General features: G+C 63.0%; 24 protein-coding genes. 9 read left to right on the forward strand and 15 right to left on the reverse strand.

Features of this window, described 5'->3' with window-relative positions; genetic code table 11:
* Positions 1 to 187: 187 nt before the first annotated feature.
* From CCC_RS08610 to CCC_RS08645, 8 genes are all read left to right on the forward strand, one after another.
* Entirely contained in the window at positions 188 to 1,459 is a 1,272-nt protein-coding gene (locus CCC_RS08610) for a hypothetical protein (RefSeq protein WP_041040879.1), read from the forward strand.
* 156 nt (positions 1,460 to 1,615) lie between these two features.
* Entirely contained in the window at positions 1,616 to 2,032 is a 417-nt protein-coding gene (locus CCC_RS08615; protein WP_152619741.1) for a hypothetical protein, read from the forward strand.
* An 83-nt stretch (positions 2,033 to 2,115) separates the two neighbouring features.
* Positions 2,116 to 2,571, forward strand: coding sequence for a hypothetical protein (locus CCC_RS08620; RefSeq protein ID WP_041040859.1), 456 nt, complete (start codon positions 2,116 to 2,118; stop codon positions 2,569 to 2,571).
* A 196-nt stretch (positions 2,572 to 2,767) separates the two neighbouring features.
* Complete coding sequence (locus CCC_RS08625; RefSeq protein ID WP_009867433.1) at positions 2,768 to 4,054, forward strand: TolC family protein; 1,287 nt, start codon at positions 2,768 to 2,770, stop codon at positions 4,052 to 4,054.
* On the forward strand, positions 4,051 to 5,202 hold the full coding sequence (locus CCC_RS08630) for an efflux RND transporter periplasmic adaptor subunit (RefSeq protein WP_082036561.1): 1,152 nt from the start codon (positions 4,051 to 4,053) through the stop codon (positions 5,200 to 5,202). The genes CCC_RS08625 and CCC_RS08630 overlap by 4 nt, the downstream gene beginning before the upstream one ends.
* Before the next feature lie 20 nt (positions 5,203 to 5,222).
* Positions 5,223 to 8,354, forward strand: coding sequence for an efflux RND transporter permease subunit (locus tag CCC_RS08635; protein WP_041040861.1), 3,132 nt, complete (start codon positions 5,223 to 5,225; stop codon positions 8,352 to 8,354).
* Positions 8,355 to 8,436: 82 nt separating this feature from the next.
* Positions 8,437 to 8,772, forward strand: coding sequence for a cupredoxin domain-containing protein (locus tag CCC_RS08640; protein WP_052473046.1), 336 nt, complete (start codon positions 8,437 to 8,439; stop codon positions 8,770 to 8,772).
* Between the two features lie 56 nt (positions 8,773 to 8,828).
* Positions 8,829 to 9,332 (forward strand): hypothetical protein, encoded by a 504-nt coding sequence (locus tag CCC_RS08645; RefSeq protein WP_041040863.1) that lies wholly within the window; start codon positions 8,829 to 8,831, stop codon positions 9,330 to 9,332.
* Positions 9,333 to 9,355: 23 nt separating this feature from the next.
* Here CCC_RS08645 and CCC_RS08650 read toward each other — a convergent pair whose 3' ends face one another.
* From CCC_RS08650 to CCC_RS08665, 4 genes are all read right to left on the reverse strand, one after another.
* A complete protein-coding gene (locus CCC_RS08650; protein WP_152619743.1) occupies positions 9,356 to 9,757 on the reverse strand; it encodes a hypothetical protein in 402 nt (133 codons plus the stop codon).
* 43 nt (positions 9,758 to 9,800) lie between these two features.
* Entirely contained in the window at positions 9,801 to 10,307 is a 507-nt protein-coding gene (gene lspA / locus CCC_RS08655) for a signal peptidase II (protein WP_041040867.1), read from the reverse strand.
* Entirely contained in the window at positions 10,304 to 12,505 is a 2,202-nt protein-coding gene (locus CCC_RS08660) for a heavy metal translocating P-type ATPase (protein WP_009868356.1), read from the reverse strand. The genes lspA and CCC_RS08660 overlap by 4 nt, the downstream gene beginning before the upstream one ends.
* 101 nt (positions 12,506 to 12,606) lie before the next feature.
* Positions 12,607 to 13,428, reverse strand: coding sequence for an undecaprenyl-diphosphate phosphatase (locus CCC_RS08665; RefSeq protein ID WP_009868357.1), 822 nt, complete (start codon positions 13,426 to 13,428; stop codon positions 12,607 to 12,609).
* 90 nt (positions 13,429 to 13,518) lie between these two features.
* On the opposite strand from CCC_RS08665, the gene CCC_RS08670 reads away from it, so the two are divergent.
* Positions 13,519 to 13,917: a MerR family transcriptional regulator gene (locus CCC_RS08670; protein WP_009868358.1), complete on the forward strand. Its 399-nt coding sequence runs from the start codon at positions 13,519 to 13,521 to the stop codon at positions 13,915 to 13,917.
* A 10-nt stretch (positions 13,918 to 13,927) separates the two neighbouring features.
* Here CCC_RS08670 and CCC_RS08675 read toward each other — a convergent pair whose 3' ends face one another.
* The 11 genes from CCC_RS08675 to CCC_RS08725 form a co-directional block, all read right to left on the reverse strand.
* Complete coding sequence (locus tag CCC_RS08675; protein ID WP_009868359.1) at positions 13,928 to 14,254, reverse strand: YnfA family protein; 327 nt, start codon at positions 14,252 to 14,254, stop codon at positions 13,928 to 13,930.
* Positions 14,255 to 15,277 carry a DMT family transporter gene (locus CCC_RS08680; protein ID WP_009868360.1) on the reverse strand — a complete coding sequence of 341 codons (1,023 nt, stop codon included), beginning with the start codon at positions 15,275 to 15,277 and terminating at the stop codon, positions 14,255 to 14,257.
* Positions 15,278 to 15,425: 148 nt separating this feature from the next.
* Positions 15,426 to 16,025: a hypothetical protein gene (locus CCC_RS08685; protein WP_009868361.1), complete on the reverse strand. Its 600-nt coding sequence runs from the start codon at positions 16,023 to 16,025 to the stop codon at positions 15,426 to 15,428.
* Positions 16,022 to 16,465: a hypothetical protein gene (locus CCC_RS08690; protein ID WP_009868362.1), complete on the reverse strand. Its 444-nt coding sequence runs from the start codon at positions 16,463 to 16,465 to the stop codon at positions 16,022 to 16,024. Before CCC_RS08690 ends, CCC_RS08685 begins: the two co-directional genes overlap by 4 nt.
* 63 nt (positions 16,466 to 16,528) lie before the next feature.
* Entirely contained in the window at positions 16,529 to 18,856 is a 2,328-nt protein-coding gene (locus tag CCC_RS08695; protein WP_009868363.1) for a host specificity factor TipJ family phage tail protein, read from the reverse strand.
* Positions 18,853 to 19,248 carry an NlpC/P60 family protein gene (locus CCC_RS08700; protein ID WP_009870783.1) on the reverse strand — a complete coding sequence of 132 codons (396 nt, stop codon included), beginning with the start codon at positions 19,246 to 19,248 and terminating at the stop codon, positions 18,853 to 18,855. Before CCC_RS08700 ends, CCC_RS08695 begins: the two co-directional genes overlap by 4 nt.
* A 67-nt stretch (positions 19,249 to 19,315) precedes the next feature.
* The gene (locus CCC_RS08705; RefSeq protein ID WP_041040870.1) at positions 19,316 to 19,840 is read right to left on the reverse strand and encodes a DUF1833 family protein; all 525 of its coding nucleotides are present in this window, start codon (positions 19,838 to 19,840) and stop codon (positions 19,316 to 19,318) included.
* Positions 19,833 to 20,186, reverse strand: coding sequence for a hypothetical protein (locus CCC_RS08710; RefSeq protein ID WP_009870785.1), 354 nt, complete (start codon positions 20,184 to 20,186; stop codon positions 19,833 to 19,835). Before CCC_RS08710 ends, CCC_RS08705 begins: the two co-directional genes overlap by 8 nt.
* 29 nt (positions 20,187 to 20,215) lie before the next feature.
* Complete coding sequence (locus CCC_RS08715; protein WP_009870786.1) at positions 20,216 to 20,653, reverse strand: hypothetical protein; 438 nt, start codon at positions 20,651 to 20,653, stop codon at positions 20,216 to 20,218.
* Between the two features lie 2 nt (positions 20,654 to 20,655).
* Positions 20,656 to 21,999 (reverse strand): hypothetical protein, encoded by a 1,344-nt coding sequence (locus CCC_RS08720; RefSeq protein WP_009870787.1) that lies wholly within the window; start codon positions 21,997 to 21,999, stop codon positions 20,656 to 20,658.
* A 2-nt stretch (positions 22,000 to 22,001) separates the two neighbouring features.
* The gene (locus CCC_RS08725; RefSeq protein ID WP_009870788.1) at positions 22,002 to 22,568 is read right to left on the reverse strand and encodes a hypothetical protein; all 567 of its coding nucleotides are present in this window, start codon (positions 22,566 to 22,568) and stop codon (positions 22,002 to 22,004) included.
* Positions 22,569 to 22,617: the final 49 nt, after the last annotated feature.

The following is a 22,617-nucleotide window of genomic DNA, read 5'->3' on the forward strand; positions in this document are numbered from 1 at the left end:
CATTGGGAAACCATGCCCAAGACCATACAGATTTTGGGAGGAACGATGGTGTAATGAAGTGTAAATATTACCTCTATCCACGGTTACAAAACTTTACATTCCTCCCTTCCGAGCCAAGGGGGCGCGGGCTTATTGCAAATGCGCCGAATGCTTGCATCATAGGGGCGGGGAAAATGCCGGAGATCTGGTGGTGGATCCTATCCGTGAATTGCTGACACGTTGGCGCGACGATCCCGGCGGCACTTATCGCCTGTGGTTCCTGTGGGAGGAGCGGCTGAAGAATTTTCGCTCGATCCGCCGGGGCGTCGCCCAAGTGGTGGCGGAGATCGAGACTGGCACCTTCGGCAATGCTTACAAGGGGTCGTCGCTGGAAACGGCGGTGGGGGCCATCGCAGAGCAGCGGCAGATATTCAAGGGGGCGGATCATGCCTTCCTGTGGAAGCCGAAGCTGCGGATTCCCGACATCTATGAGAACCGGGACAACCAGCTGGCCTTCGCCCGCTGCCTTGCCGCCTGCGCCTGCTGTAGCGGCGAGGATGCGGTGATCGCCGCCATCCGCAGGCTCGATTCTCAGGCCATCAAGGGATTGGGGCCGGCGGTGGCCAATCTGCTCTACTTCCATCACCCGACCATCATCCCGCCGTTCAACACCGCCATCGTCAACGGTTACAACGCGCTGACCGGGGCCAAGGTCAAGCTGGGGCGGTGGGAAGAATACCTGGCCATGCGCGCCGGAATCCTGGCGCTCAACGCCAAGTACCGGGATCTGCTGTCCAATGATCTCGGCGCCGTCGCCGGCTTCCTGTTCGACATCGGCAGTGGGCGTTATCCGCCGCCGCCCTTAGCCGACGACGAGACCACCCGCAATGCCTGGAAGAGCGATCTGGCCCAGGTCCGGGCGGAAGGGGCCAAGTCCGAAAAAATCCTGGCCGCCGCCCGCCAGAGCGATCTCACCCACACCGAGGTGCAGGCGTGGCTGCGCGACCTCGGCCGCTCGCTTGGCTTCGACGTCTGGGTCGCCACCAACGACCGCAACCGGCCCTTTGCCAATGGTCGGCTGTCGGATGGCTGCCTTGCCGTGCTGCCACCGGCCATCGACCAAGCCCCAGGTGCCGATGCCATCCGCCTGATCGACGTGCTGTGGCTGGAGCGTGGGACGCCCAAAGTGGTCGGCGCCTTTGAGGTCGAGCACACCACATCCATCTATTCCGGTATTGTCCGTCTGCTCGACCTCGCTCTCGGAAGCGACTTGCATTCCCCCAACGGCCTGTTCCTGGTTGCCCCCGACGACCGTGAAGGTGAGGTCTGCGCCCAACTGGCCCGCCCGGCCTTCAGCCGTGTCGGCGATCTTAAAGTGCGGTTCCTGCCCTACGGCGAATTGAAGGCAAATCGCGAGGCCATGGCCCGCTTCGGCCAGGGTATAAAGGCGGTCGAGGCGGTGTCGCGGGTATTGGTGTAATGTCTCCGGGGATTGGGCCGGAGGCGCTTTTATGAGGAGCATCGCCGAATGCAAGAAAGGCTCACTTCACCCCACTGTCATTAAAATGCGTTCATTTGCCAGCCCGTTTCCTGCATGCTATCCAATCAGATGGTGATAACTGCAAGGATCGCCTCGGTGTCCCGTTTGATGTCCTCCCTACCGGTTCGGAAGCTGGCTGCGCTGCTCAGCCTGCTGATGATCCTGCTTGGGGGGCCGGCGGGCGGGGCATTCGTGCTCTGCTTCGGCGGCGGCCATATGGCCGTTGAGGCCGCCCAGGCAGGGAAGGACCATGTAGCGGTCGCTGGAGAGGATGTTCCTGCTTACGGTCAGGTAGTCGAAGCCGACTGTATCGACATACCGCTACTTCAGGCCGCTCCCATCGTCACCAAGAAGCAGGGTGCGGCTGGCCTCGACGCGGCCTTGCCTGTGTTGTCTATGCCTTGGACCGTCGCTCCTTTGTTCAGGGCAACCGTTGCTTTCGCCGCTCCGACGGATAGGCCATCGCTTGATCCACGGCTGGTCTCCCACCGCACGGTCGTTCTCCTGATCTGAAATTTCTCCGGTAACTGAACGTCTTTGCGTGTCTGCCTCGTGGCGGACGCGTTCGTCTTGCGTTTGATCCCGGAGATCGTTCCATGCGTACCAATACTCTGATCATTGTGCTGTTTGCCGTGGCGCTATCAGGTTGTGCCAACACGCCCAAAGTGCCCCTGGCCAATCGTCTCGAGGGCAAGACCCCGGATGAGAGGCACGAGATATTGCGGCGGACCTGCCTCACCGAGGCGGAATGGGACTTAGACAGAGCCGCCGCGCGTCAACCCATCAACGCGCAGCACCGCTACAGGGATTCCAACACCACCCGCGAAACCAGCCATCTAAAAACGCTTTGCCGCGAACTCTCGGCACTTCCCGCCATCCTAAGGAATACCCCGATCGAACTGAAGATGCGGACGGAACTGATCGAAAAATGCCGCAGGGAAATCGAGGATCACACGGATCTCCGCAGCAAGGAAAATATTGCGCATATGTCCCGTGTGCAGGAGCTATGCGAGGGCATGACAGGATTCAGCATCCCGACCGAACAAGACTGATGCTTATTGTGTCAAGGTTTATGGCGTCGTGTATCTGGAGGATTTAATGAATATGCCTGAGAAGCAGCCCTACTGGCGGCATATATCTCGACTTGCGCGAGCGAGTACTCTGGTATCTGCCGTCCTTCTCGCCGCGTGCGAGGCTGAGCCACCCGTGACGAGGCCTCAACCTAGGCCGCTCGGGCGCGATTTGGTCATGCCGCCATCCCTGGAGACGGCCGAGCGCTCCACCTCTGACGACAAGAACGTTGTGTCGCACTCCGTCGAAGCCCCCGTTGGCGAACTCACGTTGCAGCGCGCCCTTGCTCTGGCGCTGGTGGGCAGCCCGGAACTCTCGGCCTTCTCCTTCGACATCCGCGCGGCCGAAGCACGGACAATGCAGGCCGATTTCATCCCCAATCCGGTTCTTGGTGTCGATGCTCAGGATTTCGGTGGCCGAGACACGCGGCGCGGCTTTGATAGTGCCCAGACCACGCTGTCATTCAACCAGCTCATCGAGCTTGGGTCCAAGAGGGAAAAGAGGGTTCGCGCGGCGCGGCTGGATGAGAGCCTTGCCGCCTGGGATTACGAAACCAAACGGCTCGACACCCTGCTTGAGACGACCCGAGCCTTCATCGGCCTGCTCGCGGCCCAGCGGAAACTGGAACTGGCCGAAAGCATCCTGACGCTTGATCGGCAGGTTCATACCACCGTGGTCGAGCGCGTGCGCGCTGGCCGGGTCTCACCCCTGGAGGAACGCCGTGCCCAGGTCGCGTTGGCGAACGCTACGGTCTCGGTCGATCGTGCCCGGCGTGAAGTGACCGCCGCGCGCGATCGCCTCGCCATGCAATGGGGCGGCAAGGTCGCAAGTTTCGATCGCGCCATCGGGAATCTCGCCGAGGTGTCCGCGCCGCGCCCATTGGCCGAGTTGCTTTCTCTGGCGGCCCAGAACCCCGACTTGGCGCGTTGGGCCACCGAAGTGGACAGCCGGGAAGCGAAGGTGAATGTCGAACGGTCGAAGGATATTCCAGACCCGACACTTTCCGCCGGTGTCCGCCGCTACGGGGAAGACCGATCGAACGCGTTCATCGCGGGCATCAGTATCCCCATTCCGGTCTTTGGGCTGAACCGTGGCAACGTCCTCGACGCACAGGAACGCCTTGCGAAAGGCCGTGCCGAGCAGAGAGCGGCCGAGGCGCGGATCACAACGGCGGTGAAGATGGGCTTCGAGAAGCTTTCCTCGGCCTTCGAGGAGGTGAACTCGCTCAACCGGGACATTCTCCCCGCCGCCACCACCGCTTTCGATGGGGCTGGAGAAGGCTATCGCCAGGGCAAATTCGCCCTGATCGATGTCCTGGATTCCCAGCGGAGCTTGACCGAGGCACAGGGGCGGCTGGTGGATGCGACGGCCGAGTACCAGATTGCCCGCGCCGAAATGGAGCGGTTGACCGGCCAGTCGATGACCAGCCCCCAACCCACCCAGGCTCGGGCAGGAGAGAAATGATGCGGCGACAGCTTTTATTTTCCACCGTAATGACGGCATTGGCCTGGACGTTTTCGGTCTCTGGCCCGGCCCTTGCCGAGGACGCCGCCGTGCCCGGCGAAATTCGCCTGAACGACGAGCAGATCAAGCTGATCGAGCTTGAAACCGTGACCGCAACAGTTGGTCGGGTTACCAGTGAACTGGCCTTGAACGGCGAGGTGACTCCTGATCTTGACCGGATGGTGGAGATTCAGCCGCGTGCCAGTGGAGTGGTTCGGGAAGTCACTGGCCGTCTGGGCGAGGCGGTGCGCGCCAACGCGCCTCTTGCCGTGGTGGAGAGCAGTCAGATCGCGGAAGCAGAGGCCGCATACCTTGCGTCACGCTCGCGGGCGGCCTTGGCCCAGACCCAGTTCGGTCGGGAAGAGACGTTGTGGAAGAAGAAGATTTCCGCTGAACAGGACTATCTCCAAGCGAAACAGGAAGCCGCCGAGGCCGAGATCGAGTTCAGGACGGCCGAACGCAAGCTCAAGCTGCTCGGTCTTGACCCCAATGCAAAGAACGGTGCGCTCCGGCAGGGTTCCGGTTCGGTGCGGCTCCCGGTGGTGGCCCCATTCGACGGAACCCTCATCGAGAAGCGCGTGGCGGTCGGCGATCAGGTCTCTGAGGCGACCGTGCTGTTCCGTATCGCCAACCTCGACAAAGTTTGGGTCATCGCCAGCGTGCATGAGAACGACATGGGCAAGGTCGCGGTTGGACTTCCGGCCATGGTCACCTTGTCGGCCTATTCGGATCGGCGCTTTGAAGGGCGGGTCGCCTGGGTCTCCGATCTTCTCGATGAAAAGACGCGAACCCTCAAGATCCGTGTCGAACTGAACAACAAGGAGAGGCTGCTGAGGCCCGGCAGCTTTGCGCGGGTAAAAGTGGCGGCGAAGGGCGTGGAGGCCGTTACAATCCCTGTTTCGGCGGTGCAGAGACAAAAGGCGGAGCGGATCGTCTTCGTCGAGGCGGCCAAGGGCGTATTCCAACGCCGGGAGGTAAAAATCGGCATGACATCGTCCCAGGCCGTCGAGATCGTAGAGGGACTGGAGGCGGGTGAGCGTGTGGTCACCAGCGGAGCCTTCGCCCTGAAGTCCGAGCTCGAAAAAAGCGCCTTTGTGGACAAGGACTAGGCCGCCGGAGAACGCATTTCATGATTAACACGATAATTGAACGCGCTTTACAGCGGCGTTTTCTGGTCATATTGGCGGCCCTAGCCGTCTTTGCGTTCGGCATCTGGACGACATTCCGGCTGAACCTCGACGCTTTTCCGGATGTGACCAACATCCAGGTTCAGATCAACACGGAATCGCCCGGACTGGCCGCCGCCGAGGTGGAGCGGCTTGTCACTTTCCCCGTGGAATCGGTGATGAACGGGATTCCCGGCGTCACCCAGGTGCGGTCAATTTCAAAGACCGGGCTGTCCGTGGTCACGGTGGTCTTTGAGGACAACGTTGATACCTATTTTGCCCGTCAGCTCGTTCTGGAGAAGCTTCAGACAGCCAAGGAGCGTATCCCCAACAAGCTTGGAAGCCCTGAGCTCGGGCCGATCACCACGGGCCTGGGGCAGGTCTACAAATACCTTCTCACCAGCCCCACCCACAGCGCGATGGAATTGCGCGAGATCAACGATTGGCAGGTGAAATTCCAGCTCCGCACCGTCCCAGGCGTGACCGACGTATTGAGCTTCGGCGGTTCGGTTCGACAATACCAGGTTCAGGTCGATCCCAATCGCCTCGTGTCCTACGACTTGACGCTCGACGACCTCAAAAAGGCGCTTCAGTCCAACAATGCCAATGCCGGAGGATGGTACATCGAAGGGGCGCAGGAGCAACTGTCGGTTCGCGGTGAGGGCTTGGTCAGCGGCGGCCCGGAGGGATTGGCCGACATCGAGAGTGTCGTCCTGAAATCGGTCGATGGTACTCCGGTCTTCGTCCGCGACGTGGCCAAGGTGGAATACGGCAGCGAAATTCGCCAAGGCGCCGTGTCCATGAACGGCAACGGTGAAGCCGTGATGGGCGTTGTCCTGCAATTGAAGGGCGCCAACACGAATACCGTCATCCAGGGCATCCGCGCCAAGCTGTCCTCGGTTCAGGCTTCGTTGCCGCCGGATGTCAAGATCGAACCGGTCTATGACCAGTCCGCTCTGATCCTGAAGGCCGTCGGCACCGTGCAGAAGGCTCTTGCCGAGGCGGCAATCCTGATCGTGATCGTCCTCTTTCTTTTTCTGTGGAATATACGGTCGGCGCTGGTCGTCCTCGTTTCCATTCCACTCTCCATGCTCGTCGCCGTGATAATGATGCGATGGGCCGGATTATCGGCCAATCTCCAGTCGCTGGGAGGATTGGCGATCGCCATCGGCATGATGGTGGATGGTTCGCTGGTTATGGTCGAGAATATCGTTCGGCATCTGGCCGAACCCCATTATCGCGACAGATCGCTGCCATGGCGGGTGGCGCAAGCCGCTCGCGAGGTTGGGAATCCCGTTTTCTTCGCCGTCTTGATCATCATTGTCGTGTTCCTGCCCCTTTTCACCCTCCAAGGGGTGGAGGGCAAGCTGTTCAGCCCGATGGCCTTCGTTATCGCCTTTGCGATGCTGGGGTCGCTGGTCGTCGCCCTCACCATCGTGCCCGTGCTGGCGTCACTTGCCCTGAGCCCCAACCAAAGTGACGAGGACAGCTTCCTCATGCGCGCCGTCCGGCGGGCCTATACGCCAGCCCTTGCCTTCGCGCTGCGTCGGCGAGTCCTTGTCGTCGGGTACGCCGCCGGGGCTCTCGTCATTTCTGGATTTCTGCTCACGCGGCTCGGCACCGAATTCGTACCGGAACTCGACGAGGGCACCCTAAGCGTCCGCATTACCATGAACCCCAGCATTTCCTTGGCCGAATCCTTGAAGATCGCCCACCGCCTGGAACGCCGTCTGCTGTCCAATCCGGACGTCACATCCGCCATCAGCCAGATCGGCCGCCCGGAATTAGGAGGAGACCCCGAAGCGGTCAACAACAATGAAATCTGGGTCGGCCTGAAGCCCCAGTCGGAATGGACCAGCGCCGGGTCCAGGGCAGAACTCGTCGCCAATATCAACAAGGAGTTGGCCGAATATCCCGGTGTGGCCATCAATATTTCCCAACCCATCGCCAATCGGGTCGACGAGCTTCTTTCCGGGGTCAAGGCTCAGATCGCAATCAAGCTTTTCGGCGGCGACCTCCGGGTTCTGGAAGAAAAGGGCCGGGAAATCGAGGAAATCGTCAAGGCCATCGACGGTGCAGCCAATGTTCAGGCCGAACAGATCAGCGGCGAGGCGCAATTGGTCGTCCGAGCCAACCGCGCCGAACTTGCCCGCTACGGCCTGAATGTCGCGGACGTGATGGACGTGGTCTCCACCGCCATTGGCGGCGAAGCCGTGACCAATGTGCTCGACGGCCAGCGCCGCTTCGCGGTCTATCTGCGGGTGGCCGAGCCGTTCCGCTCCGACATGGCCGCGATCGGTGAGCTTTGGGTGGTCAACAAGGACGGTGTGCGCGTACCGCTGTCGCAGGTTTCCGACATCAGCCTCGTGGAAGGGCCGCCCAGTATCAATCGGGAAGACGCGCAACGGCGAACGGTTATCCAGGCCAACGTCCGAGGGCGCGACATGGGCGGGTTCGTCGCCGAGGCCCAGGCGGCAGTCGCACAGAAGGTCCAACTGCCACCGGGCTATGTCGTGACCTGGGGTGGTCAATTCGAGAACCAGCAACGGGCGCAACGCACGCTGATGATCGTCGTGCCGGTCTGCCTCGGGCTTATCTTCCTGCTGCTGTATTTCTCGTTCGGTTCGATGGCGAATGCCGCACTGATCATTCTGAATGTCCCATTCGCCCTGATCGGCGGGGTGTTCGCTCTATGGGTCTCGGGACAGTTTCTCAGTGTGCCGTCTTCGGTCGGCTTCATCGCGCTCTTTGGCGTGGCGGTGCTCAACGGCGTCGTCATGGTGTCGTATTTTGACCAACTCATCCGGGAAGGACGAACGGCGGCTGAGGCCGTGGTGGAAGGTGCCATGCTGCGGCTGCGTCCGGTATTGATGACGGCCACGGTGGCCAGCCTTGGCCTTATCCCCCTGCTGCTGTCGAACGGTATCGGCTCGGAGGTGCAGAAGCCGTTGGCGACGGTTGTCGTCGGCGGTCTCATAACCTCGACCCTGCTCACCCTCCTTGTGCTTCCCGTGCTCTACGGTTGGCTCGCCGAATGGCGGAAGCGCAACGAGCAGAGAGCTTTGGAATTACAGGCACCCCATGGCCTGAGATAAAGACCGTATCCGTCGCGAGACGAAAGTTGTGGCTGGAATTCTTGACTTCAGCAATAGGGCAATCCGTGGAATGGAGAATAGCATGAACGGCATGACGAAACATCTGACGCTGGCCGTTATGGCCTTAATACTGGCCGCCTCCAGCGCATTTGCGGATGAGATCGGCGTCTATAATCTTACTATGAGCAAGGAAAAATTCTTGCCGGAGCGGATCGAAATTCCAGCAGAGACCAAAGTGTCCATCATGATCGACAACCAGGGCGATGCTACCGAGAAGCTGAACTTCCTGGTCAATCATGAGAGGGTTTTGCCGGGTGGCAAGGCGACACGACTGTTTATCGGGCCGCTGGAGCCCGGCGAATATAAATTCGTCGGAATCTACCATCCAGAGCGGTCATTCATCATCATTGCTAAGTAAGAAGACGTGCTGCACGCGTTATTCCCGTGCCACACAAATAGCCTGAGGACGTGGTGATGATTACTCGTCTGGTCGCCCCCGTCGTCGTCTGCATGCTATTGCTGCCCTGGCCGACAGTGGCCTCGGCACGGCAGCAGGCCGCCGGTCCCATCGGGGACCGGCCGACCGCCCCGGCGCGGGAGCATCTGGCCAACACCCGCGCCTTGCCGCTGTCACGGCTGCTGGGGCTGTGTGGCGAGGTCAAGAAGCTCGTGGTTCTCGAAGGACAACTGGGCAAGCGCCCACTGACCCAGGAGGACATCCATGTGGTCAGCAACGGCACCAAGTGTCTGGCGGCCACGGCTTCCATCTTCGAGACCATCCGGGTGATGGCTTCCATGTATCAGGAGCGGTTGGTCTGCATGCCCGGCGGTGTCAAGGACCAGGACTTGCTGGAAGGCATGCTGAAATGGCTGGAAGGCCAGGATCGCCAAGGAAATGACGATCTCTTCCGGCTCAGCGCTCCGCAGGCATTCATCATCTACATCCGCAAGGCTTATCCCTGTACGACGGGGGAATAGCGTCGTTCTGCTCCGCTATTGCCTCACGGCGCCTGTCGCATCCAACCGTTGGCGCGGTCAACAACGAGCTTCTGCACCAGCGAGCCATCCTGGGTGGTGATGTCGGCGGTGATGGTTCCGTCCTTCTGTTCTGCCACCGTGCCGAGCTTGAGGCACGGATTGCCTTGCCACGCCAGCCATTGGGTCATGTTTTGCGTCACCTGATCAACGGTCAAAGGGGATGATGCCGCGTTGCCCGCGGTTCCCATCATGCCACAGTGTCCCATACCCGGCCCCATCATCATTCCCTGTCCCATCATGCCATGGTTCATCATCATCCATGGCCCCGTAGGCTGACCTTGCTGGGGTTGAGACTGCGCCAACGCGCCCATGACGATCACGCCGACAACAACGGCGGCCAAGGAGATCGGTTTCCAATACGACATGGCACCCTCCTGTTGAAGATCGAGTAGAAATACTACCCCCATTTCATGGATTTGTCCTTTGCTCCGAGATGGTATCCGGCTGGCGGTGGCGGCTCACTGCGACAAGCAGAACGGCACCGGCGCTAATGGCAATGTCCGCAAAGTTGAAGGTGGGCCATGACCAGGATCGCCAGTGAAGCAGGATGAAATCCGTCACATGACCGAAGGCCGCCCGGTCGGCCGCATTCCCGGCGGCACCGCCGACAATGAGAGCAAGCGCCATTTTTGAAGCAATCTCCCCCGTCGACGGCAAGCGCGTGAGCCAAACCACCAGCCCCATGACGATAACCACCGAAAGCACCACCAGCGGCCAGCGTTGCCAGCCTCCTGGATCGGCGAACATGCCGAACGAAACCCCGGTGTTGTAGCCCAACGATAGGCTTAGGATCGGCAACAGAGGAATGGAGCTATCGGCGAGAATGCCTTCCATCGCCCTCTTCATCACCAGATCAACTCCGGCGACACCCACAGACAGACACAGCCAGCGCAAATTCGACGGGACACTCATCATGCTCTTCCTTCTCTGCCTCCCAGCATCCGCAACCCGTTGAACACCACCAACAGCGACGCTCCCATATCGGCGGCAATGGCCCCCCACAGGGTGGCGATTCCGGCGAAGGCCAGCACGGTGAATACCGCCTTGACCCCAAGGGCAAAGATGATGTTCTGCCGAAGGACCGCGTGCATCCTGCGGGAATGGTCCACCAGCCAAGCCAGCTTGCCGAGGTCGTCCGACATCAGCGCCAGATCGGCGGTCTCGATAGCGGTATCGGTGCCTGCCGCGCCCATGGCGATGCCGAGGCTGGCCTTGGCCATGGCGGGGGCGTCGTTCACTCCGTCACCGACCATGGCGACGGTGCCATGGCGATCCACCAGTTCTCCGATGGCTGCCAGCTTGTCCTCGGGCAGCAGTTCTGCCCGCACCTCGTCGAGGCCGACCAAGGCGGCGATGCGCTCGGCGGTGGCGCGGTTGTCGCCGGTCAGCATGACCAGCTTTTCCACCCCCGCCCGGCGCAAGCCGGACAAGGCGGCGGCGGCTTCGGGTCGCACGGCGTCGGACAGGGCAATCAGCCCGCAAACATGGTCGTCGCTGCCGATGACCACCACCGACTGGCCACCCGCCTCCAGCCGTTCGGCCAGGGCATGGACCTCGGGGGTTTCACCGCCCCGTTCCTCAAGATAGCGATGCGAGCCCAGCCAGTAGGAGCGGCCATTGAAAGTGCCGGTGGCCCCCTTGCCGGGAAGCGACTGCACCCCTTCGGCGGGAACCGGGCTGACGCCCTTGGATAAGGCATAGGCGATGATCGCCTGGGCGATGGGATGGGTGCTGCGGGCCTCCAGCGCCGCCGCCCGCGCCAGCAGGTCTTCCTCACTATGGCCGTTCAAGGCAACCACCGTTTCGACGCTGGGGCGTCCTTCGGTGATGGTGCCGGTCTTGTCGAAGGCGATGACCTTCAGCCGGGCCGGGGTCTCCAGGTGTTCGCCGCCCTTGACCAGGACGCCGTTGCGCGCCGCCGCCGCCATGGAGGCAACCACGGTGACCGGGGTGGAGATCACCAGGGCGCAAGGACAGGCGATTACCAGCAGCACCAGCGAGCGGTAAATCCATTCGCCCCACTCGGCTCCGAGCAGCAGAGGCGGCCCGGCCATGATGACCAGGGCGATGCCCATGACGATGGGCGTGTAGATCGCCGCGAAGCGATCAACCCAGCGTTCGGTGGCCGAGCGGCGGCTCTGCGCCTCCTCGACCATGCGGGCGACATGGGCCAGGGTGGTGTCCTGAGCGGGTTTGGTGTTCTCGATGTCCAATGCGCCGTCGCCGTTGACGGTGCCCGCGAAGACCTCGGCACCGGGGGCTTTGAAGACCGGAACGCTCTCCCCGGTGATTGGCGCTTGGTTGACGCTGCTCTCGCCGGACAGGATGCGGCCATCGAGCGGAATGCGCTCGCCCGGACGAACGACGAACACCGCTCCTACCGCCACCTGTTCGGGGGCCATCTCGACCTCACCAGCGGCAGATTTCACCCGTGCGGTCGGCGGGGCAAGGTCCATCAGCGCGGCGATGGCGCGGCGTGCCCGGCCCGCGCTCCAGTTTTCCAGCGCCAGCGACAGGGCGAACAGGAACGAGACCGAGGCGGCTTCCAGCCAATCGCCCAGGGCGATGGCGCCGACAACGGCCACGGTCATCAGCAGGTTCATGTCCGGGCGCAGCCGTCGGATCGACATCAAAGCCTTGGGCAGCACGAACCACAGCCCGATCACCACCGCCACCGCCTCGACGGCATGAGCGGGCACGGGCTTTTGGATCAACGTATCCAGGACAAAACCAATGCCGGTCATCACGCCGCTGGCGGCGGTCAGAAGCGCTTGGCGTCGGCGGCGACCGTCTTCATCCGAGGTGGAGGCAGTGGCCGACCAGGGCCGCGCCGTCATTCCCGTCCGGGCCACCGCCTGGATGACGGCTTCGGACGTGGCGGCCTCGGACAGCACGATCATCTTGCCGTTGAGGACATCGAAGGCGAGGTTGTCGGCGCCGCCGACCAGCGGCCCCACCTCGGCCTTGAGGAGGGCGATTTCCTCGGCGCAGTCCAGCCCGGTCACCTTGAAGGCGACACCCCGCCCGGTCGGAACCGGCTTGGCCTCGGCCTCGTGGTGATGATCCTTGTCTTGGTCATCGTGGCAGTGATGCCCGCAGCAACCCGCGCCCATTCTCTCTCTCCTCATGTCACCGAAGGCGGTCCAACGGACTGGGCCGACCGCCTCGACGCCAGAGGATGAACCCTGTGGCTGCTACAGGGTCAAGACGAAAATCAGAGCGCCAACGTCACCAGGGCGACGCCGCCCGCCACGCAGCAATACCAGCCGAAGGGATTAAGCGCGTGGAAGTCATGCCGGTGGAAATAACGCATCAGAGCCCAGGTGCTGAGGTAAGCCGCGATTCCCGCGACGATTCCGGTCGCGACCGCAAGGCCGCCCAACTCGCTCATCGCGCCGCTATGGATCAGCTTGGGGACTTCCAGGACACCGGCTCCGACGATGATCGGCAGGGCGATCAGGAAGGAGAAATGGGCTGCATCTTCATGATGGAGGCCGACCAGAATCCCGCCCACCATGGTCGCGCCTGACCGGGAAATCCCTGGGAGCAACGCGGCGCACTGCCAGACGCCGATCAGGACGGCATCCTTGATGCTCAGATCGGCAAGCCGCTTGCCGGTATTGGATCGCCGCAGACGTTCCCCGAAGAACAGCATGAGGCCGTTGGCGACGAGGAAGGCCGCCGCCACCCCCGGTGCCCCGAAAAGATGGCGAAGCGCCTTCTCCAGCAGAAAGCCGACCACGACCGCCGGAAGGGTCGCCGCTACGATGCGAACGACCAAGCGGCGGTTCTCCGGTGTTCCTCGCCCGAGCAGAACGGCGGAAACTCCCATCCATTCCCGCCAGAAATAGATCAGCAGGGCGGTGGCCGTACCGAGATGCAGGACGACAAGGAAGGGCAGGAAGTCTGGCGCATGCTGGTCGATGCCCCAGCCAAGGATGGCGGGGATGATGACCGCGTGTCCCAGGCTGCTGACCGGGAAAAGCTCGGTGACACCCTGGATGAGCGCGATGAGCAGGGCCTGAAGGGTTGTCATGGGGAACTGTCTCTTTTCATCGGTCAGGCTGGACAAACCGTATTGGTTCGCCAAGATTGAAGTCTGGAGCGGCTACAGGGTCAAGGGCGCATGACGACGGGAACCTTCAATATCGGACGGCTCGGCGAACGGGCCGGTGTCAACATCGAGACGATCCGTTACTACGAGAAGATCGGCCTGCTGCCCGAACCGGGACGGACGGCTGCCGGTTATCGGCAGTATGGCGAAGACCATCTGCGGCGGTTGTCCTTCATCCGCAAAGGGCGCGATCTCGGTTTCAGCATCGAGGCGATCCGGGCACTGTTGCGTCTGGCCGAACATCCCGAGCAGCCCTGCGAGGATGCCGACCGGCTGGCCTCGGCGCATCTGGCTGAGGTCGAGCGCAAGATCGAGGAGTTGGGGCGGTTGCGGGACGCTCTAAGCGAGATGGCCCACTGTTGCGCCGGAACCGTCGCCGAATGCCGCATCATCGACGCTCTGGCATCGTGACGCCCTGAAATCAGGATGACCGGGGCGCGAACAGGATGATGGCCGCGCCGGTCAGGCAAATCGCCGCGCCGAGAACATCCCAGCGGTCGGGGCGATTGCCCTCGACCAGCCACAACCATACCAGTGAAGCCAGGATGTAGACCCCGCCATAGGCGGCATAGGCGCGTCCGGCAAAGTCGGTCTCGACCCTGGTCAACAACCACGCGAATACGGCAAGGCTCGCCATGCCGGGCAGGAGCCAGACCATCGACTTCCCCAGCCTCAGCCACGCCCAGAAGGCGAAACAGCCGCCGATCTCGGCGAAGGCGGCCAGAACATAGGTGGGAATGGACAGCATTCAGCTATGCCCATGCCGGTGGTGGGCATCAGGAAAATGGGGGTGCTGGTGGATCATCGGCTCGTGCCGGTGAGGATGTACATGCGCCCCCAGCGGCTCGTCTCCGTGATGGTGGTGATGTTCGTCATGCTCATGGGCATGTTCATGCTCCATGGCATTGTGCTGGTGATCATGCTCGTGACGTTCGGTCAGATGCAGCCAAACGCCAACGCCCATCAGCGCCGCCGCCGCAACCAGACGCAGGCTGATCGTTTCCCCGAGCAGCAGCACCGAGACAATCGCCCCGACGAACGGTGCGGTGGAGAAGTAGGCTCCGGTCCTGGCGGTTCCCAGTTCCCGCAACCCGACCACGAAGGCAACGAGGCTGATGCCGTAGCCGAGGAAGCCGATGGCACCGGCAGCGGCTACGGTTGCAACAGGTGGACTATGCGCCCCCATGGCAACCGCCAGCACCACATTGGTCACGCCAGCGCTCAGTCCCTTGATGGCGGCGATCTGTACCGGATCGGACAGCGACACCTTGCGGGTCAGGTTGTTGTCGATGGCCCAGCACAGGCAGGCGGCCAAAACCGCAAGGGACGGCCAGGACGGTTCGACCGAGCCGGTCGGCCAGGACAGCACCGCCGCCCCCACCATGATGGCAAGCATACCGAGCACGATACGGCGGTCGGCATTCTCCTTGAACACCACCCAGGCCAGCACGGCGGTGAGCACCCCTTCGGCATTCAGCAGCAGCGACGAGGTGGCGGCGGAGGCACCCGACAATCCGTACATGAGCAGCACCGGACCGGCAACGCCACCCGAGAGAATGGCGCCGACCAGCCACGGCCACTCCCCAATACCGAGCCTGGATTGCTCACCCTTGGTCACAAAGTGGACGGCGGTGAGGCCGATCCCCGAGCCTAAATACAGGATGCCCGCCAGCAGCCAGGGATCGATGCCGCCAAGCAGCAGCTTGGCGAACGGAGTGCTGCCGCCGAACAGGATTGCGGCAACCAAGGCGGCAAGGATGCCCTTGTTCATTTTAGCCCCCGAAATCCGGCAAAATCCAAGCAAAACCACCCGGAGATTGATCCCCCGATTTGGGGGGCAAGTCCAATACAAACACCAAAAGCGGCTGACCGGGGAATTACTCCCCCGGTCAGCCGCATCAAATGGATAAGAAGTACGGCTACCTCCCGATTGGCGGTGCCTGGGCCAGCAGGGTGCGGGTCTGTTCGGAATCCGCCGAGCCGCCGAACTCGAAGTCGAAGGCGGTGGCGAACTTACCCGCCAGCAGGGTGACAACGGAGATGATGCAGCCACCGACGGCGGTGTTGCCGTCGACATGGCCGAACACCATGAAGCCGATACCACCGACGATGCCAAGTCCGGCAGTGACCAGCAGGACGTTGGCGCGGGTGTTGCTGCGGCCGGCCTTGATGAACTCGCTGTCGCGGGCACGGGCGTTCTGACGTTCGGCCAGGGTGGCGGTCAGCGTGGTGATGGCCCCGGTCATCTGCTGCATGCGTTCGGCATGGGCGAAGGCCTGAGCCTGGGAGCGAAGCTGGAACACCCGATTGGGGTCGGCCAGCACCTCGCGGGCCTTATCTGGATCGTCGGTGCCGGTGATGGCGCGGACGGTGTCGGCCAGTTTGCCGACCGCCTTCTCGGCATCGTCGCCGAAAAGGCTGGCGATTTCCGGCGCCACGTCCAGCGCCACCTTGGCCAGCCCAGCGATGGGATTGGCGGCGATGGCGGCGGCATCGCCGAGGAGATCGAGCAGGTTCATGGCCAGGCGCTCCCCAGCCCCATGCCAATTCCGGCCAGGATCACCTCTCTGGCGTAGGGCTGCTGGCCGTTTTCATGGCGTATGATGGCTTCGACCAATCCAACCATGGTGTCGGCCTTGGTCAGGTCGATAGCCTGGTCGGGCGTCACGCCTAGGCGGGAGGCGACATGGGCGATATAGGAGCCGGTGTCGTTCTCGCAGCCCGGCGCCCAACGGGTGATGATCCCCGTCACGGTGTTTAGGCCGTAGCGGCGTTGATAGCCGAACAGAATGCGGGTCAGCGCCCGAATGCCCGCTTCAGGGCTGACAAACTCCTCGAACACCGGATCGTCATCGGTGGCGCGTTCGCCCTGCCACTGAGTCTTGTCGCCGGGGGATTCCTTGATATTGCCGGGATTATTGAGGCGAATGCCACGCGGCACGACAGCGTCCTTGGTCATGGGGAACCTCCAATGAAAATGCCGCCCAAAGGCGGCTGGTGGGAACGGTGATGACGGAAGCGGCTAATTCACATGCACCCGCGCATCCTCGGCGACGGCTGTGATTTCCACCTGCTCGGCGCGGGGACGGATGGCGAGGATGCGGGCGGTCTGCGCCCAAGCCTGGCCGGGGCCAAAGGAGAAGTAGGTCCGCTCCTCCGAGCCGCCGGTATAAGGGGTGACGGTCAGCGGCTCGGCGAGACGCACCAGGGTGGGCGCATCGGCCACCGGCTCGACCCGGAACGGCCCGGCAAGGCTGCCGTCGCGGCGGCGCAGCGCCAGAAAATGGCTGGCGCCCCCGGTCCAGGTCAGCGGCTCGGACAGCATCAGCACCGCCCCAGTCCAGGGCGGCTTGGCGGATTCGGCCCGCCAGTCGATCACCTCGCCGCCCTGGCCCCAGCGGGGCATGTCGTGGGTGATGGCGACGAGATCGCCGTAGGTCGGGATCATGCCCTCCAGCTCGGTGCGGAAGGTGACCATGCGACGGCGATAACGGTTGTTGGCGGCGATGTAGAGACCTTCCCGCTGGGCGTGGTCCTTGGCGGTGCAGCCGAACAGATTGACCTTGGCCGGGTTGTCGCCCTGGCTATCGGGCAGCTTGGCGGTGGTCTCGTCGGGCTTCCAGGTCCGCGACGAGAAATACTCCACCGTCACCGCGTCGGCGGTGTCGTCGCCGGGCATGACGTATTTGATCTTGAACGAGCCCTTGACGATGTTGCGCGGCCCGAACATGGCCACCGGCATGGTCTGCGGCGCGTCGCGGATGATGCGGACGATGCCGCCCTGCTGGATGGGTACGGCGCGGCCGCAGCGGGCGATGCGGGTCAGCGCTTCCCACACCGTCATGCTGGTGTCGAACACCGCGTCGAAGAAATCGCCACGTCCTTGCCAAACGGCATCCAGGGTGGCCAGCGTCTTAAGGTCGATGCGGCTGTCGACCAGCTTCGCCCCATACTCGGCTTTGCAGGCATCAGCAAAGGCCCAGGCGATGGAGCGGGTCGGCTGCGGCGCCGACCAACCGCCCGCCGCCGACCATACCGGCAGCTTGCGGGTGGCGATGACGTTGATCATGCGCGAGGAGCGCTGGCTCAGATTGTCGGTGGCGCGCATCTTGACCGCCAGCAGAGTGACGGAGCCGAAATCGGGCTGGCCGGTCAAATAGGCACGCAGAGCACCCCAGCGGATTTCGTGGCCGGCACGTTCGGCGGTGTCCTTGGTGTCCAGGCGGCGCAACCGGACCTCGTAACGGCCCGGACTGACCGAATAGCGGAAGGACAGACGGAGCGTGCTGTTGGTGGCGGCGGTATGCGACGGCTGCGCCAGAACCGCCCAGCCGCCAATGGCTCCACCCTCGGCATCGATGGCCCGCGCCTCCACCTGCCACTGGACGGTGCGGCTATCGAGGCTGCCGCCGTCATTGGCGTAATAGAGGCCACGGGGCATCACCACGTCGATGCCCAGCGCTCCGGCCGTGGTATCGACCGGGTTGGCGGTGAACGGGCCGATATATCCATCATCACCGGACTGCACCAGATTGGGAGCCACCAGTTCCTGGCCCGCCACCTCGGCGGCGGTGACCACGTCCGGCTCGAACAGGGTGACCCGGCTGCCGGGAGGAACGGTTTCGGTCTGGACCTCCTCGAAGGAGGAAATCGGGGTGTCCTCGATGCGGATCTGCTCGACTGCATACTCCCCCTGGCCGATGACGTGGAGCTGATACAGGTACTGCTCGCCGCCGACGTAATCCTGGTAGGGCTCGGAGGCGAGGTCGGGATAGATCAGGTGGCGGCCATAGATCACCGGGATCGGCTGGCCCAATCGGCCCTGGTTGCCCTGAGCCTGGATTGAATAGGTCGGGCTGGGGGCCGGAGCGCTGCCGCTGCCGCCCCAGTTGAGCGACGGCATGGAGGGCTTGGGGGCCGGGATCACCGTGTTGATCAGCATCGAGCCGGCCAGGGCGATACCAGCGGTGGCCATGGCGGCGGCACTGCCGGCGGCGGTATAGCCCATGGCTACTGCCGCCATGGGGCCCAGATAGATGGCGGCCACCATCACCGCGATGGTCAGCACGATCCGCATGGGGTTCTTGCCGCCCCCACCGCCGCCGCCGCCGCCCTGGGGCCAGCGAATGACGGTGACGACCTCGCCGTCCACGATAGCCCGGACGGCATAAATGCCGACCGGCACCGTCATGCCGCCGATCAGGATCTCCGGCCCGTCGGGCCAGCAATCCTCGGCGATGCCGCAATCCTGCAACAGGCCGCCCACCGTGATCCCGGAGTCCACCGCATGAACCGAGCGGCTGGCCACCGGCTCGAACGGATTGGTGACGATGACGATGGAGGCGGTCATGGCGAAAACCGATAGAAGCCTTCGACGGCCCAGCCGTTGAGCTTGATCGCGTCCGAACGCTGGAACACCACCCCGGCACCCTCGGCGCAGTGCAGGACGCCGCCGCCATCAACATCAAGCCAGACGCCCACATGGATGGGATGGCGTGATCGGCGCAACAGCACGCAATCGCCCTCCGCAGGCGGGTCAACCTTGGCCCAACGCCGCCGCTCGGGATGGTCGCGGAAGGTTCGGCCCATGACCAGCATGTCTTCGGGATTGCCGATCTCGGGCAGCAGGCGGCCAAAATGCTCGGCCTGCACCATGCGGACGAACTCCCAGCAATTGAACGAGTCCGGCCCGCTGCCGTGGACGGACCACGGCAGGCCGATATAAGCGGCAGCCCAATGCATGATGCCCTCGAAGGAATGGGGTCCAGGGACGAGTCCCTGGCAGGTGCAGGGCAGTGCCCTGCGAAGATCACCGCGCCAGACCGGGAAAGCGCCGAGCGGTATAGGTGATGGACGGAAAGGACTTGTTCCCGGCATCCAGCATGCGGGCGCGCCCCGTGACCCTCATGGTGTCGGCTTCGACCTCGGTCAGGGCCATGGTGATGGGCGGGTCCATATGGGGGCCGTTGAGATCGGTGGAGAGATAGGGCCGCCAGGTGATCTCGATCACCTGCTGGCTGATGGCGGCTCCCTCAAGGGCATCGGTGATGTCGCTGCCGACATTGTCGAGGGTGACGGTGATTTCCGGTACCGGAGCGGTATCCACCGGCGGCGGTGAGAACTCGAAAGCCAGCGCAGCGAAGGTCACCCGTTTGCCGCCGTCACGGGGAGCACCGGCCTCCAGCCGGGCGGTGAGATCGGCATGGTCGCGCACCACCCGGATCGGTGTGGTGAAACTGGGATGCCAGATTTCCAACGTATCGAGAACCACCGTTCCGGCCGGAGCCGATGCAAACGCCTCCTTCAGCGCCTGCGACAATGCCGGATCAGGCATTGTCCGCGTCCGGCGACACCCCGCAACGGGGGCTGGGGAACGGACACAGCGTCCTGGTCTCCAGCAGCATGCGGATCTGATGGACGACCTCGCTCAGACCCTCGACCGCCGAGCGCAGGGCCTCGGTCTGGCGGGCCTGTTCCTCGACCACATGGGCGAAGGCTTCGACGGGGACACCGGATGCATCCGGCGCCCCCTGCTTCCTCGACCATGCCCAGGCGATGATGGCGATGATGATCACCGTGGCGGCGATGGCGGCGATCTGGACCATGGGGGCTGCTTGCCCCCAGGCGCCCACATACTGGGTGGCGACGCCCGCCCAGATTTCCGGGGATTGTTCGGTCATGGCATTGAATTCCGGGTCGGGGGAAGGGGCTACCAGGAGAAGGCCAGGATCTCTTCCTGGGAGGCGAGTTTGGCGATTGCGGCTTCGGCCTCGTTGCTCGCCAGCCGAATGACCTCGCGCTCGGCATAGACCTCCTGGAGGGTCTTGGTGCCGTTCAGGGCATCCCGTTCACGGGCGCGCTCGACCTTCCAGTCGAGAGTGGCGATGCGCCCCGCCGCTTCGGTTTTCACCCGTCGAACCAGCGCGGTTCTGGCCGCCTGGAGTTCCTCGGCCTGCCGCGCGACGACGCGCTCGGCATCAATCTCGCGGACCTCATCATCGGTGACGCCGTCGTAGCGGTCGATGACCTCGCCATCGACGAGTTGGAAGCGGTGACCCAGCACCGAATCCACCGGCAGATCGTGGTCGCCCTCGGGGCCGATGACGCCCCAGTCATTGCCGTGGGGGAAGCTGATTTTGCCGGCCATGATCAGATGCCTCCGATGATCGGAACGATGTAGGGGTAATTGGTCGAGTGATAGGCGCTGTCGAAGATGTAGACGTTGAAGCCCGGCACCTTGGAGCTCATGTCGCCCTTGTCGGCGATGGCCTGGAATACTGTCCGGGTGTCGATGTGCGACATGTAGATGCCGTAGCCGCTGTCCGAGTTCGGGCTGTAGGAGACCATGAAGTCGCTGTCGCGAATGGGCGCGAACGACCGCCCATAGCTGGAATCCTGGTATTGCAGGAAGGCGTACTTCCCGTCCGACACCCGGATCAGGAACACCTCGGCCCCGGCCCCATAGTAGTAATAGGGCTGATAGCAGATGACGTATTTGCCGTCGTTGGAGATCTGGAAGCGGATGCCGTTGCGGTCGGCGGATTCCATGCCGTAGGTAGTGGTCGTGCTCAGGGTGTGGGTGGCTTCCTTGGTGTAGCCCCCGCTGCCGTTCGGCGTAAACCGGTCCAGCATGCAGTAATTGCTGGGTTCCATCCGCACGATGAGGATCTTGCCGTCGTCGCAGGGAATGACGATGCCGCGATAGAGGCTCTCGGCATACCCGGCCGAATTGGCCGTCCAGTCGTAGAAGATGTGCTTGGTCTCATCGAGATTGTTGAACCAGGCGCGGCGGTTGCTGGCGGAAATGTCGAACGGTGGGACGTTGGAATAGACGTGCAGCCGCATGGAGGTGCCGCCGTTCTTGTTCTCGTTGATCACCAGCGTGCCGGTTTTCTCGTTGTAGCCGATCATCCCGTACTTGTTGTACGTCCCGAAATTGTTCTGGGCGTAGAACTTGGTGTTGGTCCAGGCCAGATGCCAACCCTCGGTGCCGGTCAGGCGGCCGGGCGCGATGGCGCGCGGCGCCACGCCCGCGTACTGGTTCTCCATGAACAGGGCGAGGTTCTTGTTGGTCTTGTTGTTGACCCAGACACCGACATTCCGGAGCGCCGTGCCGGCATAGGGGCTGGGGCGGCCGATCATCGAGCCGTCAGGGCCGATGCCAAGGGCGATATGGCCGAGATGCCCGCACCGCGCCGTGCCGTCGCCGTAGGAGGTGTCGGTCGACGAGATGTTCGAGTTGGTCTGGCCGTAGGAATACCAGTTGTTGAAGAACTCGGTGCCCAGGCTGCTGGTGCTGCCCTGCATGTAGCCGCTGTCATTGTAATGCTGGCGGCAAAGCTCCTGGAGATAGTGGTTGTAGACCACCGTGCCCCAGGGGGCCGAACTGCTCATGGTGACCACGGCAAAGGCCGGGCGCTTCCAGGGATCGAGCAGATCGCGCTCAAGGGCGCGCTGGTGCTGTTTCAACGCGTTGAACGTCAGAATATCCATCGTCAAACCTCCGTGATGGCGGCGATCTGCCCGTCGGGCGTATAGGAGAAGGTGAAGGCGCGGGTGTAGGTGATGCCGCCCAGGGTCAGCTTCTCGGCATAGCCCGCCATGGTTCCGTCGTCGTTGTAGGTGATGCCGTTGATCAGACGCGGGCCCTGGCGGATCGAAGCCGCCCTTCCGGCGATGTCGTAGACGACATCGCCCGCGACGATGCCCCCCGTGAACAGGGCAGCATTGGCGGCACTGACCGAATATCCGGCATTGGTTCCGAGGTAATTGGCGAGATTGACCTGGAACTCGGCCATCTGATTGTTGATGCGGGTTTCGATCCCGTTGGAAAAGGTCTCGATCTTGGCAATGGCGGCGTTCAGACCGGCGATCACCGTGCCGTTGATGAACCCGGTGGCCGTGGCCAGCCAGAGCGTGTTGATGTGATCCTTCAGCGCCTGGGCGATGGCATTGAGCCGGGTCGGGATTTCGCGGGCCTTGGAATTGCTGAAGATGCCGACATTGTCGGAGAACGCCACGAAGGGAGCAGCGTTGGGGATCGGGGGGATGGTCAGGGGCATGGGATCAGGTCTCCGCGTAGAAGGTTTCGAGGACGCAATCGCCGAAGGA

This window comes from Paramagnetospirillum magnetotacticum MS-1 (genome assembly GCF_000829825.1).
In the GTDB taxonomy this organism is placed as follows: Bacteria; Pseudomonadota; Alphaproteobacteria; order Rhodospirillales; family Magnetospirillaceae; genus Phaeospirillum; species Phaeospirillum magnetotacticum.

Coding starts and splice junctions, on each gene's coding strand:
- CCC_RS08665 (WP_009868357.1), bottom strand. CDS start 13,428: ATGACAACCCTTCAGGCCCTGCTCATCGCGCTCATCCAGGGTGTCACC.
- CCC_RS08675 (WP_009868359.1), bottom strand. CDS start 14,254: ATGCTGTCCATTCCCACCTATGTTCTGGCCGCCTTCGCCGAGATCGGC.
- CCC_RS08630 (WP_082036561.1), top strand. CDS start 4,051: ATGATGCGGCGACAGCTTTTATTTTCCACCGTAATGACGGCATTGGCC.
- CCC_RS08715 (WP_009870786.1), bottom strand. CDS start 20,653: ATGGCCGGCAAAATCAGCTTCCCCCACGGCAATGACTGGGGCGTCATC.
- CCC_RS08660 (WP_009868356.1), bottom strand. CDS start 12,505: ATGGGCGCGGGTTGCTGCGGGCATCACTGCCACGATGACCAAGACAAG.
- CCC_RS08725 (WP_009870788.1), bottom strand. CDS start 22,568: ATGCCCCTGACCATCCCCCCGATCCCCAACGCTGCTCCCTTCGTGGCG.
- CCC_RS08710 (WP_009870785.1), bottom strand. CDS start 20,186: ATGACCGAACAATCCCCGGAAATCTGGGCGGGCGTCGCCACCCAGTAT.
- CCC_RS08670 (WP_009868358.1), top strand. CDS start 13,519: ATGACGACGGGAACCTTCAATATCGGACGGCTCGGCGAACGGGCCGGT.
- CCC_RS08625 (WP_009867433.1), top strand. CDS start 2,768: ATGCCGCCATCCCTGGAGACGGCCGAGCGCTCCACCTCTGACGACAAG.
- CCC_RS08685 (WP_009868361.1), bottom strand. CDS start 16,025: ATGAACCTGCTCGATCTCCTCGGCGATGCCGCCGCCATCGCCGCCAAT.
- lspA (WP_041040867.1), bottom strand. CDS start 10,307: ATGATGAGTGTCCCGTCGAATTTGCGCTGGCTGTGTCTGTCTGTGGGT.
- CCC_RS08700 (WP_009870783.1), bottom strand. CDS start 19,248: ATGCATTGGGCTGCCGCTTATATCGGCCTGCCGTGGTCCGTCCACGGC.
- CCC_RS08650 (WP_152619743.1), bottom strand. CDS start 9,757: ATGTCGTATTGGAAACCGATCTCCTTGGCCGCCGTTGTTGTCGGCGTG.
- CCC_RS08645 (WP_041040863.1), top strand. CDS start 8,829: ATGATTACTCGTCTGGTCGCCCCCGTCGTCGTCTGCATGCTATTGCTG.
- CCC_RS08635 (WP_041040861.1), top strand. CDS start 5,223: ATGATTAACACGATAATTGAACGCGCTTTACAGCGGCGTTTTCTGGTC.
- CCC_RS08690 (WP_009868362.1), bottom strand. CDS start 16,465: ATGACCAAGGACGCTGTCGTGCCGCGTGGCATTCGCCTCAATAATCCC.
- CCC_RS08680 (WP_009868360.1), bottom strand. CDS start 15,277: ATGAACAAGGGCATCCTTGCCGCCTTGGTTGCCGCAATCCTGTTCGGC.
- CCC_RS08620 (WP_041040859.1), top strand. CDS start 2,116: ATGCGTACCAATACTCTGATCATTGTGCTGTTTGCCGTGGCGCTATCA.
- CCC_RS08705 (WP_041040870.1), bottom strand. CDS start 19,840: ATGCCTGATCCGGCATTGTCGCAGGCGCTGAAGGAGGCGTTTGCATCG.
- CCC_RS08640 (WP_052473046.1), top strand. CDS start 8,437: ATGAACGGCATGACGAAACATCTGACGCTGGCCGTTATGGCCTTAATA.
- CCC_RS08695 (WP_009868363.1), bottom strand. CDS start 18,856: ATGACCGCCTCCATCGTCATCGTCACCAATCCGTTCGAGCCGGTGGCC.
- CCC_RS08720 (WP_009870787.1), bottom strand. CDS start 21,999: ATGGATATTCTGACGTTCAACGCGTTGAAACAGCACCAGCGCGCCCTT.